Raw genomic sequence first — 13,411 nt, 5'->3', positions numbered from 1 at the left:
TCAGCAGCGAAGAACCGAACTATACCCCTCTCCCCAGACACCGTCAACTCCAACAAACAACAAATTTCTACAAAATCCAACAAATCGCTGTTTTACAATCAAATTTAATTTCAACTAATTTGCAAAAAAACTACTCCAACTACCCAAACTTATCAACGTTATATTCAAAAGGCCGTCTGAAAGAAAACTTTCAGACGGCCTTTGTTCTGCATAATCTACAACTAAAATGCATTTCTATTTAATACTTTAGTGGTAGCAAATCATTCAAAATAATACTTGCGCATTTGTTAACTATCTATTACATTTAAGCCATGGTCGTGATGAATTCATTTTCAACCGACTTAGAAAAAGCCAAGATAGCAAAGGTTATAAAAATAGAAGAGACTGGTAATACCAACGCAATATCCCAATAAAAGAGCTGCTTTATATAGCAGCTCTTTTCCATTTTGCTTATTGCGGCAAGATGATTTCCAAAACAAACTTACTGCCGACATAAGCCAACACCAAACTGCTGAAACCGATAATTGTCCAAATCGCTGCTTTTTTACCGCGCCATGCCATCATGCTGTGTTTCAGCAATAAGCCGCCGTAAATCAACCACGATAAAATGCCGAATACAGTTTTATGAGTAAAGGTGACCGGCTTGCCAAATACGCTTTCGGCGAAGAATGTTCCGCTGACCACAGAATAAGTCAATAACACAAAGCCAACCAACATACCGCGGAACATCAATTTTTCTAAGCTCAATAGTGGCGGTAGAAATGTGACCAATGATGACATTTTGCGCTTATGCAGACTTCGGTTTAACAGCAAAATCAATACGGCAAACAGCGTGACAATTCCGAATAAGCCGTATGCCAATAATGATGTGCCCACATGCAGCATAAAGGGGATATCGCTGATTTCATAACCGATGAATTTGCCTGGGAAAATCATGCCTAATAATAAAGACAGCGCCGCACACGGATATAAAAGTAATTGCAATCCGCGCAAACAATAAAAGAAGCTGCCTAAGCAATACATCATCAGCATCAGCCACACAATCAGGCTGATGGAATAACCGAATCCCGTAATCAACACTTGATCTCTGACGACCGGCAGCAATAAAGCCGCGCCATGTACCAGCAACGCCACGCCCAATACCATTAATTCGGCATGGATGGGATACGCCTGATCGCGGTGTTTTTTATGGCGCATCCACACAAAGCCCGACAATCCGGCGTACACCAGCATCAGGCAAATCAAAATTATCGGCATAACAAACTTTCTCTGTACGCATATTCATAACCGCGTACGATAGTGTAAAATAAAACCGATTTTATTTTATCAAATAATGCTCTCTTGTGGGCAGCTATTCTCATTATCAAGGATAAGCATGTTAGACAACTTAACCAACCGCTTCAGCAGCGTTTTGAAAAACATCCGCGGCCATGCAAAATTAACTGAAGACAATATTAAAGAAGCTTTGCGTGAAGTCCGCCTGGCTTTGCTGGAAGCCGACGTAGCCTTACCGGTCGTCAAAGAATTCATCAACAATGTCAAAGAAAAAGCACTCGGCCAAGAAGTCGCCGGCAGCCTGACACCCAACCAAGCCTTTATCGGCGTGGTGAACGATGCCCTGATTGAATTGATGGGCAAAGAAAACACATCGCTGGATTTATCCGTTGCACCGCCTGCTGTGGTATTGATGGCCGGTTTGCAAGGTGCGGGTAAAACCACAACTGTCGGCAAATTGGCGCGCTTGCTGAAAACCGAGCAAAAGAAAAAAATTCTGGTGGTGTCTGCCGACGTGTACCGCCCTGCTGCGATTGAACAATTGCGTTTATTGGCCGAACAAGTCGGTGTGGATTTCTTCCCTTCCGACATCAGTCAAAAACCGGTTGATATCGCTCGTGCCGCGGTGGATTATGCCAAGAAGCATTTCTATGATGTATTGATGGTCGATACTGCCGGTCGTTTGGCCATCGATGAAGAGATGATGAACGAAATCAAAGTGCTTCATGCGGCCGTTAATCCCGTGGAAACGCTGTTCGTCATCGACTCCATGCTGGGTCAAGATGCGGTAAACACTGCCCAAGCCTTTAACGAAGCCTTGCCGCTTACCGGTGTCATTCTGACCAAAATGGATGGTGACGCGCGTGGTGGTGCGGCCTTGTCTGTGCGCCATGTGACCGGCAAGCCGATTAAATTCATCGGTATCGGCGAAAAAGTCACCGGCTTGGAACCGTTCCACCCAGACCGCATCGCCAGCCGCATTTTGGGCATGGGTGACGTATTGAGCCTGATTGAAGACGTTCAGCGCGGCATCGATGAAGAAGCTGCCGCCAAGATGGCGAAGAAAATCCAAAAAGGCAAAGGCTTCGACCTGAATGATTTTAAAGAACAAATCCAGCAAATGCGCAACATGGGTGGCTTAGAAAGCCTGATGTCGAAAATGCCGGGCGAACTTGGCCAGATTTCCAAACAAATCCCTGAAGGCACTGCCGAAAAAGCCATGGGCAAAGTTGAAGCCATTATCAACTCGATGACTCCGAAAGAGCGTGCCAACCCTGCTTTAATCAAAGCCAGCCGCAAACGCCGCATCGCAGCCGGTGCCGGCACCAATGTGCAGGAAGTGAACAAAATGCTGAAGCAATTCGAGCAATCTCAGCAAATGATGAAAATGTTTAGCGGCAACGGCATGTCGAAGCTGATGAAAATGGCTAAAGGCATGAAGGGCATGAAAGGGATGTTCCCGGGCACGTAATGTTGTTTGCTTGAATGCATATAAAGATAAAAGATAAAGGCCGAGACCTTTGCAAAATCCCCATCTTTGGCACATTTCTTCGTTGTGCGCTGCTCGAAAGCTTGACTATCTTTATGATATGTCTGCGCTTTCTGTGCTGCTACAACTTCGAACTGTACTCAAATTTGGGGTTTTACAAAGGTCTTAGGCCGTCTGAATCATTTTTTCAGACGGCCTTTTATATTAAAAACATGCCGTCTGAAACCTTTCAGACGGCATGTTTTATTCACACTTTAGTGCTTAAAATACTTATGCACCAAATACTTTCAAACGCTCTGCCAACGGGGCAAATTCTTTATCACCGGCTGGTGCTTCAATGCCGCCGATAACCATTTGCGCGCGTAAAGTCCAGCTTTCCGGTAAGTCGTATTCCTTGGCAATCGCCTCATCCGGCAGCGGGTTGTAGTGTTGCAGGTTGGCACCGACACCGGCTGCAGCCAAAGTCGTCCAAATCGCATATTGATGCATGGCGTTGCTGTGTTCCGCCCAAATCGGGAAGTTTTCCGCATAAGACGGGAATTGCGCTTGCAAGCCTTTTACCACGGTTTGGTCTTCAAAGAACAAAACCGTCGCGGCACCGGCTTTAAAGCCGTTTAATTTTTGCTCGGTTGGTGCAAATTTTTCAGCCGGAACAATTTGACGCAACGCATCTTCGACAAAGCCCCATACTTTTTCATGTTCCGCACCAAACACCACCACAACGCGGGTCGATTGCGAATTAAACGAAGACGGCGTGTGCAACACGGCATGTTCGATGATTTGATTCACTTCATCATTGCTGATTGGCAGGTTTTTGTTTAATGCGTAAATCGAACGACGGGTTTCTGCTGCTTGCTGTACATCTTGATAAGCCATTTTCATTCCTTTATATCAATGAGATTTTTTAAATTGGTTGTCCAACGCCCACGCGCCGCCGCCCGCTGCGGCAATGTAGATGAAAATAAAGCTGAACAAAGCAGCTGCTTCGCCACCATTCAACAAAGGCAATAAAGCGTTGGGTTCGGTGTGTGCCATAAAATAGGCCACCGCCATCTGTCCAGACAGGATAAACGCTACCGGACGGGTAAACAAGCCCAGCAACAGTAAAATCCCGCCAACAAATTCTAAAATACCGGCCAAGCCGTAAATAGAGAAAATCTGCAAACCGTCAAACATTTCAATATGCGGCAGGGCAAACAGCTTGGCCGAGCCGTGCAGCATAAACATATACGCAGCAGCAATGCGCAGAATCGACAAGAGCATAGGTTGGAAGTGAGTTAAGAAATTCATTTTGTTTTTTCTTCTTGGTTAAGCATCAATGAACGCAGTATAGATAATTCTTTTTGGTTAATATATACTCTTTTCATTGACACACTATTTCCAGATAAGAAAACATGGATACCTTATTCAGCTTAAAAGTCTTCCGCCATGTGGTGCAAGACGGCAGCTTCACCCGTGCCGCCGAGCAGCTCAATATTTCCACCGCAATGGCCAGCAAACACGTCAGCCATTTGGAAAACACCATACAAGCCAAGCTGCTGCACCGCAACAGCCGCAACCTGCACTTAACCGAAGCAGGCGAAGAATACTACCGCCAATGCAGCTACGCGCTCGATACCCTCGACACCGCCGCACAAAAAGCCGCCGGCGGCACCGACAAACCGCAAGGCATGCTGCGCGTGACCATGCCGCTTTGGTTTGCCAGCAGCTTATTGAGCGGCTGGCTGGTGGAATACCGCGAACGCTATCCCGAAGTCACGCTGGATTTGGTGCTCGACAACCGTCACGTCGATTTGATTGCCGAAGGTTTCGACTTGGCCTTGCGCGTGTCGAAAACACCCAGCCCTTCGCTGATTGTGAAACCTTTGGCGGTAATTCAGTTTGTTTTGGTCGCTTCACCCGAATACATCCGCCGACACGGAAAACCGGCCACGCTGGAAGAAGTGATGCAGCACCAAGCGATTCTGCCGTCCTATACCAACCAGCGCACTGTCGAAATCACCCACACCACCAGCGGCGAAAAATCCATGCTCAGCCTGAAGCCGGTGATGCTCACCGACAATACGCTGATGGTGCGCGAGCTGGTGAAAACCGGTGGCGGCATCGGCTATCAGCCGCTGATGGTGGTGCAAAAAGATTTAGAAGATGGCACGCTCGTGCGCCTGTTGCCCGAATACACCATGGTAAACGAGCAACTCAACGCCGCTTATGTTGACCGCGCGTTTTTGAGCGCGAAGGTGCGCAGCTTTATTGATTTTATTAACGAGAAGATTCAGCAGACGAACGGTTGATGCACACATAAAAAGGCCGAGACTTTTGCAAAACTCGTCAATTTTCAGAAACCTTTAAACCGTCATTCCCGTGCAGGCGGGAATCCAGAAAATCAAACTACTGAAATAGTTAAATATTCCTGAAGTCTATAGGTCTGGATTCCCGCCTACGCGGGAATGACGAGCATAGTTTTCTTGGTTTAAATGGAGTTTTGCAAAAGTTTCAGGCCGTCTGAAAATCAGCATAGATTTTCAGACGGCCTTTTCAATTAATCTCACTCAACGTAGCATATCCGCCAACGTTTCTTCTACTTTTGCTTTCACTTCCGCACCAAAACGACGGCTCAGCAATTTAGTTAAATCATCTTCCGGCGTGTAATTCACCAATTCAGGCGCTTTCACCACATCGCGAGCCACGCTGTAAATGCTGCCGAAATCATCAATCAAGCCGACATTTTTCGCTTCCAAACCGGTATAAACACGGCCGCTGAAAATATCGGGATTTTCTTTTTCTTTCAAACGGTTGCCACGGCCTTCGCGCACGGCTTTAATGAATTCGCCATGAATTTGGTCCAGCATCTGCTGCCAAATTCCCGCCTGCTCAGGTGATTCAGGGGTAAACGGATCACCCATGCCTTTGTTGCTGCCCGATGTTTTCAGACGGCGTTTGACACCGAGTTTGTCCATCATTTCCGAAGCATCAAAACCTCCACTAATCACACCAATACTGCCCACAACGCTGGACGGATCGGCATAAATTTTATCGGCGGCTGCGGCAATGTAATAGCAGCCTGAAGCGCAGGTATCTTCCGCCACCACATACACCGGCACATCTTTATGCAAGGCTTTCAGACGGCGGATTTCGTTGAAGGCAATGTTCGACACCACCGGCGAACCGCCCGGACTGTTGGCGCGAATCACAATCGCTTTGGCGTTGCCGTTTTTATACGCCGCTTCCATGCTCTCACGCAGCATCTGCACTTGGTCGTCGTAACCACCGCCGATGGTGCCGCTTAAATTAATCACAGCGGTGTGGGCTTTGGCGGTGCCCATCGCCATCGGGCTGCTTTTCTTACCACTTTGGCTCATGCTGAAAATAAATGACACAAACACCAGCAAACCGATCACACGCCAAAAGTTTTTCCAAAAGCGTGCGCGGCGGCGGTCTTTATAGGCTTCGAGCAACACTTCGCGCAAGGTGTGGCGCTCCCAGCTTTCAGACGGCATCTGATCCGGATGTTCTTGAACTTGGTCGCCTTGGCGGCGGATTCGGTATTGCATGATGATTCTCTGTGATTAAACGCAAGCTGTGATTGTATAACAAATAGCCGTCTGAAACATGTGATTTTCAGACGGCATACTGATTCAGACGGCCTTTATTGATTTGCCCCGTTGCGCGCCATTTCCAATGCCGTTGCCACCGCCACCATCAGGCTGCCCGAATCGGCCTTGCCGCTGCCGGCCAAATCCAAGGCCGTGCCGTGATCAACCGATGTGCGGATAAACGGCAGCCCCAAGGTCACGTTCACGCCCTGCCCGAAACTTGCATATTTCAAGGTCGGCAAGCCTTGGTCGTGATACATCGCCAACACCGCGTCGGCATCTTTGAGCATAAACGGTTGAAACACGGTATCGGCCGGATAAGGCCCGCGCACATCGATGCCCTGTGCTTGTAAGTTGTTCAGCGCAGGGTTAATCACTTCGATTTCTTCCCAGCCCAAATGACCGCCCTCGCCCGCGTGCGGATTCAAGCCCGTCACCAAAATGCGCGGCTGGGCAATGCCGAATTTATCGCGCAAATCGGCGTGCAGAATCTGCGCCACCGATTCCACCAATGGCTGCGTAATCGCGGCGGCCACGTCTTTCAACGGCAGATGCGTGGTGACTAAAGCCACGCGTAAACCGCCGCCGGCAAGCATCATCACCACTTGCTCGGTGTTGCTTTTTTCGGCCAGATATTCGGTGTGGCCGCTGAAAAAATGTCCGCTGGCATGGCCGTCGTTAATCACGCCTTTGTGCAGCGGCGCGGTGACCATACCGGCAAACAGGCCGTCTGAAATGCCTTGGTAAGCCGTATCCAATAATTGCAACACATACGCAGCATTATTCGGATTCAGACGGCCTGCCTCGCATGGTTCATTCAACGGCACATGCCACACTTCCAATACGCCGTTTTGCTGTTTAGACGGCCTTTGCGCATTGAAATCAACCAATTGCACCGCTTTGCCCAGCATATCAGCACGCTGTTGCAATAAGGTTTTGTCGCCCAACACTACTGGACGGCACGGCAAATCAGCAAAGGCCAAATCCAAGCAAATATCGGGGCCGATACCGGCAGGTTCGCCGCTGGTAACGGCTAAAATCGGTTGGGACATGGTCGTTCCTTTATAGTGAAAATCGGCATCAGTTTCCCCCAGTCGCCACGTTTTTTCAAGCCTTGCACCGAATTTTTGCGGCTAAACCGCGTTGCCTGCATCAGGGCTTATTGTTCAATTATTTTATCGCTGCACCGCAAAGCAAAATTAATGCGTCGCTCCATATCTGCTTACTCAAAATATTAATGATAATTATTCTTTTTTATGATAATCTATTTGCGTTTTAATAAAATAACGTCATCACACACATCATGTTAGAAATCAGCTCATCTAATCTTTGGACGGCTTTCGGCATCACGCTGGCCGCGGGCTTGTTTACCGTATTGGGCAGTGGCTTGGTGATGTTTTCTAAAACACCCAATCCGCGCGCCTTATCGTTTGGCTTGGCCTTTGCCGGCGGCGCGATGGTTTATGTCGCTCACCGAAATTTTCGACAAATCCAGAGAGGCATTCGCCCAAGCGCACGGCGAATCGCATGGCTTTGCCGCCGCCACGATTGCCTTTTTAATCGGCATGGCCGCCATTGCGCTGATCGACCGCCTTGTGCCCAACCCGCATGAAACCTTAGATGCCAACGACCCTGCATTTCAAGAAAGCCGCCGCCAACACGTCGCCCGCATCGGCATGATGGCGGCGTTTGCCATCACCGCGCACAACTTCCCCGAAGGCTTGGCCACTTTTTTCGCCACACTCGAAAGCCCGACACTCGGTATGCCGCTGGCTTTTGCCATTGCCATCCACAACATTCCCGAAGGCATTTCGATTGCCGCGCCGGTTTATTTTGCCACGCGCAACCGCAAACTTACTGTCTTGGCCTGCCTCGCTTCCGGTTTGGCCGAACCTTTGGGTGCAATTTTGGGCTACACCCTGCTCAAACCGTTTCTTTCTCCAGCCATTTTCGGCAGCGTGTTCGGCATCATCGCCGGCGTGATGGTGTTCCTTGCCTTAGACGAATTATTGCCCGCCGCCAAACGCTATTCAGACGGCCACAAAACCGTGTACGGCCTCACCTCCGGCATGGCGGTGATTGCCTTGAGCTTGGTATTGTTTCATTTTTGAATGATTTAAAAATTGATGCATAAAGGCCGTCTGAAACCGGAATAGGTTTCAGATGGCCTTTTTATTGCCATACATCAAGCTTGCTAGATGATTGAATAGTCAACTACTTAAAATTACATTACCATTGTCACAATTTTGTAATATTTCTCATTTTTGTTATCCCCGTCAAGCTGCCAAGCTTTGCGCAGCTTGGTTTATTTTTTTCCATTTAAATTTAAGGATGTTTTATGTTGTCATTCCTGAAGTCCAAACCGGGTACCCCTGTACCCGAAGCGGAAATACTCGACCGCTACAACCGCTTGCGTTGGCAGGCATTATTCGGCATTTTTATCGGTTATGCCGCCTACTATATCCTGCGTAACAACTTCTTGCTCTCATCGCCTGAACTCATCAGCGAATTCGGATTCACTAAAAAAGACATCGGCTTTATTTCCGGCACCATGTTGGTGGTGTATGGCATCAGTAAAGGCGTAATGTCGGCGCTGGCAGACAAATCCAACCCGAAACACTTTATGATTTTCGGTTTGGTAATGTCGGGCGTGGTCAATCTGATGATGGGTTTTTCCGCTTCGTTTTGGATTTTCCTGTTTTTGTGTATTCTCAACGGTATTTTTCAAGGCATGGGCGCAGGTCCAGCTTATGTAGTATTGGCCAGCTGGTTCCCGCGTAAATCACGCGGCGTGACTACTGCCTTCTTCAACATCTCCCACAACGTCGGCGGCGGCTTGGTGGCCCCGATTGCCGGTGGCGCCATTGCTTGGCTCGGTACCGAACATTGGCAGGCCGCACACTTCATCGTGCCGACAGCCATTGCAGCAATTATTGCAGTAATTGTCTACATTTTTGGTAAAGGCCGTACCTACAACGAAGGTTTGCCGCCGATGAACCAAATTCTGAACAATGCCGACGAAGAATTGGTGGTGACCAAAACCGAAGACATCGATTTGACCACTTGGCAGATTTTCAAACAATACATCTTAAAAGACATCAATGTTTGGTTCGTTTCTTTTATCGACGTGTTCACCTACATGATCCGCTTCGGCGTATTGACTTGGCTGCCGCTGTATCTCTTGGAAACCAAAGGCTTCAGCAAAGGCCAAATGGCCACCGCATTTGCCATTTTCGAATGGGCGGCGATTCCGTCAACCCTGCTGGCCGGTTATGTGACCGATAAATACTTCAAAGGCAAACGCATGCCCTTGGCCATCGTCACCTTGCTCGGCGTGGGTACCGCCATCTTCGCCTACTGGGGCGGACAAGACTTGGCCACCGTCACCATCGGCGCGGGCATTGTCGGCTGCTTGATTTATGTACCGATGTTCTTATCATCATTGCAAGCCATCGAACTGGTGCCGTCATTCGCCGCCGGTTCCGCCACCGGCTTGCGCGGCCTGTTGAGCTATGTGTTGGGCAGCTTCTCCGGCACCGCCCTATTCGGCATTTTGGCTGAACGCTACGGCTGGGATGCAGGCTTTTACCTGCTGCTGTTTGCTGTCGTGGCGTGTATTTTCTGCTGCTACATGACCCACCGCGGCGTGATGAAGTTGGAACAGAAAAAACTGAATGTTTCACAATAATATAGCGTTGAACTGAAAGGCCGTCTGAAAATAATGTGTTTTCAGACGGCCTTTTCTTTACCGACCAAACAAATTCGCAATCATCTCAACCTGTTCATCACTTGTTTGTGTTTCGCCTAAACGCGCAGCCACTGCCCATTCGCCACTCAAGCCATATTCGGCGGAAATTTCCGCCCACTTTTCCAGCTTGGTTTCATCGGTGGCATTTTTTGGCAACGGCTCAGTTTTGATGATGGTTTTAGGTATGGTCATAACCAACTCCTTTTGGGCAATAATATGATTATAAAAGAAACAAGGCCATCTGAAAGGGTAAACTTTCAGACGGCCTTTTATGATTTCAAGCAGTTAAGCTCAATCATCAATCTTTCAATTTCGCCAACTGGCTTTGCACCTTAGCCATTTTGTCTTCCAACTCGGCCAATTCGGTGCGGTCTTTTTCCACCAAATGCGCCGGTGCTTTGTCGGTGTAGCCGGGCTTGCTCAGTTTGGCGTTGAGTTTGTCCAAGGCTTTTTGCAGTTTTTCGGCTTCTTTGGTCAGACGCGCGGTTTCGGCAGCTTTGTCGATTTCCACTTTCAGCATCAGGCGAGCGCCGTTGCACACGGCTACTGGGGCATCGTCACCTTCCGGCAGGGTTTCAACCAGCTTGGCTTCGGTCAGGCGTGTCATTGACGGCAGGTATTTCAGCAGATCTTCAATGTCGCTGCTGCCTTCAATAAACAGCGGCGCTTTAACATTCGGTGCAATGCCCATTTCGCCGCGTAAGTTACGCACGGCGCCAATCAGGTCTTGCAGCGCGGTCATTTTATCAAAGGCCGTCTGAACGATTTTACCTTCATCGGCTACCGGCCATGCGGCAATCATGATGCTGTCGGTTTGCTTGGCGTTGGCCAGCGGGGCGACGGTTTGCCACAATTCTTCAGTGATGTACGGCATGATTGGATGCAGCAGGCGCAGAATCACTTCCAATACGCGCACAAGCGTGCGACGGGTGGTGCGCTGGGTGGTCGGGCAGCCGGTTTGGATTTGCACTTTGGCCAGCTCGATGTACCAGTCGCAGAAATCGTTCCACACGAATTCATACAGCGTTTGCGCGGCCAAGTCAAAGCGGTAGGTATCGAAAGCTTCGGTCACGGCGGCTTCGGTTTGCTGCAGGCGACCGATAATCCATTGGTCAACGAAGGTGTAGGCCAGCGGATCGGTTTCGTTTTGGCCGCAGTCTTTGTCTTCCACGTTCATCAGCACGAAATTGGTGGCGTTCCACAATTTATTGCAGAAATTGCGGTAGCCTTCGGCACGTTTGAAGTCGAAGTTTACGCTGCGACCAAGGCTGGCGTAGCTAGCCATGGTAAAGCGCAAGGCATCGGCGCCGAATACGGGAATGCCTTCGGGGAACAGTTTCTTCGTGGCTTCAATCACTTGCGGTGTTTTTTCAGGGCGACGCAGACCGGTGGTGCGTTTCACCAAAAGCTGCTCTAAATCGATGCCGTCAATCAAATCCACCGGATCAATCACGTTGCCTTCGGATTTCGACATTTTTTTGCCTTCGTGGTCGCGCACGATGCCGTGGATATACACGTCTTTAAACGGTACTTTGCCGGTGAAGTGGGTGGTCATCATAATCATGCGCGCCACCCAGAAGAAGATGATTTCGTAACCGGTCACCAACACATTACTTGGCAAAAAGGCTTTCAATTCATCGGTTTCAGACGGCCAGCCCAAGGTTGAAAACGGCACTAAAGCCGATGAGAACCATGTGTCTAACACGTCTTCATCGCGGGTCAAACCGGTTTGGCCGGCCAATTTTTCTGCTTCTTCTTGGTTGCGGGCAACAAATACATTGCCTTGCTCGTCATACCAAGCCGGAATTTGATGACCCCACCACAATTGGCGCGAGATACACCAATCTTGAATGTTGTTCATCCATTGGTTGTAAGTATTCACCCAGTTTTCAGGAATGAATTTCACCGCGCCGCTGTCCACCGCGTGTTTGGCTTTTTGCGCCAAGCTCATGCCTTTAAACTCGCTCTCCGGCTCGACACCGTTTGGCGTAGCAGACATCGCCACAAACCATTGGCTGGTCAGCATAGGCTCAATCACTGAGCCGGTGCGGTCGCCTTTCGGCGTCATCAGCGTGTGCGGTTTCACTTCGGCCAGCAAACCTTGCGCTTCCAAATCGGCCAGCATTTGTTTGCGTGCGGCAAAGCGGTCGAGTCCGGCATAGCTTTCCGGCAGGGCAAAGCCTGATTGCGCTTCGCCTTTGAAGTTGAACACTTCGGCTTGGCTCAATACTTTGGCTTCCAAGTCGAACACGTTCACCAACACGGTGTCGTGGCGCTTGCCGACTTCGTAGTCGTTGAAATCGTGTGCGGGGGTGATTTTCACGCAGCCGGTACCGAAATCTCTTTCTACATATTCATCAGCAATCACGGGGATTTTACGGCCGGTCAGCGGCAGCAGTAATTCTTTGCCGATTAAGTGGGCGTAGCGTTCGTCTTCAGGGTTCACGGCCACAGCCACGTCGCCCAAAAGGGTTTCGGGGCGGGTGGTGGCGACAATCACGCTTTCAGACGGCGTGTCGGCCAGCGGATAGCGGATGTGCCACATCGAGCCTTGTTCTTCCACGCTTTCCACTTCCAAATCGGACACGGCAGTGCCCAACACAGGATCCCAGTTTACCAAACGTTTGCCGCGGTAAATCAGGCCTTGTTCAAACAGGCGCACAAACACTTCGGTCACGGTTTCGGCGCGCACGTCGTCCATGGTGAAGTATTCGCGCGACCAATCGGCCGAGCAGCCGACACGGCGCATTTGCTCGGTAATCGTGCCACCGGAAATGTTTTTCCATTCCCATATTTTTTCTAAGAAGGCTTCGCGACCCAAATCATGGCGTGAAATGTTTTCTGCCGCCAGTTGGCGCTCAACCACGATTTGCGTGGCGATACCGGCGTGGTCGGTGCCCGGAATCCAGGCCGTGTTGCAGCCTTTCATGCGGTAGTAGCGGGTCAGGCCGTCCATGATGGTTTGGTTGAACGCGTGCCCCATGTGCAGCGTGCCGGTTACATTCGGCGGCGGCAATTGAATGGAGAATGCGGGTTTGGCCAAATCCATGTGGGGTTGGAAATAGCCTTGTTTTTCCCAGTTTTGATAATGTTTGCCTTCGATTTCGGCGGGATTGTATTTGTCTAGCATGATGGATTCTGTTGAATAAAAATATGACAAAACATCCGCCCTGCCCTTAAAAGATTAGCACTTAAAGGTGCAGCGGATGTCGAAAATAAGATAGCCTTGATTATAACGCAAAAAGGCCGTCTGAAACGAGATTTGCGCTTCAGACGGCCTCGGGTTTACATCTGCTTGGCGACAGC

The 13,411-nt window shown here is 49.5% G+C and carries 11 protein-coding genes and 2 pseudogenes; 5 read left to right on the top strand and 8 right to left on the bottom strand.

Going from position 1 to position 13,411, the window contains the following annotated elements:
* Positions 1-242 (top strand): annotated as a pseudogene (locus tag CRG49_RS13550) (hypothetical protein); the annotation flags it as partial.
* A 208-nt stretch (positions 243-450) separates the two neighbouring features.
* On the opposite strand, the gene CRG49_RS06415 reads toward CRG49_RS13550, so the two are convergent.
* Positions 451-1,257: an inner membrane protein YpjD gene (locus CRG49_RS06415; protein WP_095501711.1), complete on the bottom strand. Its 807-nt coding sequence runs from the start codon at positions 1,255-1,257 to the stop codon at positions 451-453.
* Positions 1,258-1,375: 118 nt separating this feature from the next.
* Here CRG49_RS06415 and ffh point away from each other — a divergent pair, with 118 nt between their 5' ends.
* A complete protein-coding gene (ffh, locus tag CRG49_RS06410) occupies positions 1,376-2,746 on the top strand; it encodes a signal recognition particle protein (protein WP_095501712.1) in 1,371 nt (456 codons plus the stop codon).
* Positions 2,747-3,034: 288 nt separating this feature from the next.
* Here the strand turns inward: ffh and CRG49_RS06400 are convergent, their stop codons facing one another.
* Together CRG49_RS06400 and CRG49_RS06395 are read right to left on the bottom strand one after the other, a co-directional pair.
* Positions 3,035-3,640 (bottom strand): nitroreductase family protein, encoded by a 606-nt coding sequence (locus tag CRG49_RS06400; protein ID WP_095501714.1) that lies wholly within the window; start codon positions 3,638-3,640, stop codon positions 3,035-3,037.
* Positions 3,641-3,655: 15 nt separating this feature from the next.
* A complete protein-coding gene (locus tag CRG49_RS06395; protein ID WP_095501715.1) occupies positions 3,656-4,054 on the bottom strand; it encodes a DoxX family protein in 399 nt (132 codons plus the stop codon).
* A gap of 104 nt (positions 4,055-4,158) precedes the next feature.
* On the opposite strand from CRG49_RS06395, the gene CRG49_RS06390 reads away from it, so the two are divergent.
* A complete protein-coding gene (locus CRG49_RS06390; RefSeq protein WP_095501716.1) occupies positions 4,159-5,055 on the top strand; it encodes a LysR family transcriptional regulator in 897 nt (298 codons plus the stop codon).
* A gap of 258 nt (positions 5,056-5,313) precedes the next feature.
* Here CRG49_RS06390 and CRG49_RS06385 read toward each other — a convergent pair whose 3' ends face one another.
* From CRG49_RS06385 to CRG49_RS13540, 3 genes are all read right to left on the bottom strand, one after another.
* Positions 5,314-6,315, bottom strand: coding sequence for a S49 family peptidase (locus CRG49_RS06385; protein ID WP_095501717.1), 1,002 nt, complete (start codon positions 6,313-6,315; stop codon positions 5,314-5,316).
* A 95-nt stretch (positions 6,316-6,410) separates the two neighbouring features.
* On the bottom strand, positions 6,411-7,409 hold the full coding sequence (gene pdxA / locus CRG49_RS06380; protein ID WP_095501718.1) for a 4-hydroxythreonine-4-phosphate dehydrogenase PdxA: 999 nt from the start codon (positions 7,407-7,409) through the stop codon (positions 6,411-6,413).
* 223 nt (positions 7,410-7,632) lie between these two features.
* A complete protein-coding gene (locus tag CRG49_RS13540; protein WP_229437036.1) occupies positions 7,633-7,770 on the bottom strand; it encodes a hypothetical protein in 138 nt (45 codons plus the stop codon).
* Here CRG49_RS13540 and zupT point away from each other — a divergent pair.
* Together zupT and CRG49_RS06370 are read left to right on the top strand one after the other, a co-directional pair.
* Positions 7,721-8,468, top strand: a pseudogene (gene zupT, locus CRG49_RS06375) (zinc transporter ZupT). The gene CRG49_RS13540 and the pseudogene zupT sit on opposite strands and share 50 nt — an antisense overlap.
* A gap of 227 nt (positions 8,469-8,695) precedes the next feature.
* The gene (locus tag CRG49_RS06370) at positions 8,696-10,045 is read left to right on the top strand and encodes an MFS transporter (RefSeq protein ID WP_095501719.1); all 1,350 of its coding nucleotides are present in this window, start codon (positions 8,696-8,698) and stop codon (positions 10,043-10,045) included.
* A gap of 57 nt (positions 10,046-10,102) precedes the next feature.
* On the opposite strand, the gene CRG49_RS06365 is transcribed toward CRG49_RS06370, so the two are convergent.
* Both CRG49_RS06365 and CRG49_RS06360 read right to left on the bottom strand, forming a co-directional pair.
* Positions 10,103-10,297: a hypothetical protein gene (locus CRG49_RS06365; RefSeq protein WP_095501720.1), complete on the bottom strand. Its 195-nt coding sequence runs from the start codon at positions 10,295-10,297 to the stop codon at positions 10,103-10,105.
* Positions 10,298-10,403: 106 nt separating this feature from the next.
* Positions 10,404-13,235 (bottom strand): valine--tRNA ligase, encoded by a 2,832-nt coding sequence (locus CRG49_RS06360; protein ID WP_095501721.1) that lies wholly within the window; start codon positions 13,233-13,235, stop codon positions 10,404-10,406.
* Between the last annotated feature and the right edge of the window lie 176 nt (positions 13,236-13,411).

It is taken from the genome of Neisseria sp. N95_16, from assembly GCF_002551535.2.
Classification (GTDB): Bacteria; Pseudomonadota; Gammaproteobacteria; order Burkholderiales; family Neisseriaceae; genus Neisseria; species Neisseria brasiliensis.
This window is presented reverse-complemented; position numbering and strand designations above follow the sequence as displayed.

What these genes read in the sequence shown, in the direction of transcription:
- CRG49_RS06415 (WP_095501711.1), bottom strand. Translation starts at nt 1,257, where the DNA reads ATGCCGATAATTTTGATTTGCCTGATGCTGGTGTACGCCGGATTGTCG.
- ffh (WP_095501712.1), top strand. Translation starts at nt 1,376, where the DNA reads ATGTTAGACAACTTAACCAACCGCTTCAGCAGCGTTTTGAAAAACATC.
- CRG49_RS06400 (WP_095501714.1), bottom strand. Translation starts at nt 3,640, where the DNA reads ATGGCTTATCAAGATGTACAGCAAGCAGCAGAAACCCGTCGTTCGATT.
- CRG49_RS06395 (WP_095501715.1), bottom strand. Translation starts at nt 4,054, where the DNA reads ATGAATTTCTTAACTCACTTCCAACCTATGCTCTTGTCGATTCTGCGC.
- CRG49_RS06390 (WP_095501716.1), top strand. Translation starts at nt 4,159, where the DNA reads ATGGATACCTTATTCAGCTTAAAAGTCTTCCGCCATGTGGTGCAAGAC.
- CRG49_RS06385 (WP_095501717.1), bottom strand. Translation starts at nt 6,315, where the DNA reads ATGCAATACCGAATCCGCCGCCAAGGCGACCAAGTTCAAGAACATCCG.
- pdxA (WP_095501718.1), bottom strand. Translation starts at nt 7,409, where the DNA reads ATGTCCCAACCGATTTTAGCCGTTACCAGCGGCGAACCTGCCGGTATC.
- CRG49_RS06370 (WP_095501719.1), top strand. Translation starts at nt 8,696, where the DNA reads ATGTTGTCATTCCTGAAGTCCAAACCGGGTACCCCTGTACCCGAAGCG.
- CRG49_RS06365 (WP_095501720.1), bottom strand. Translation starts at nt 10,297, where the DNA reads ATGACCATACCTAAAACCATCATCAAAACTGAGCCGTTGCCAAAAAAT.
- CRG49_RS06360 (WP_095501721.1), bottom strand. Translation starts at nt 13,235, where the DNA reads ATGCTAGACAAATACAATCCCGCCGAAATCGAAGGCAAACATTATCAA.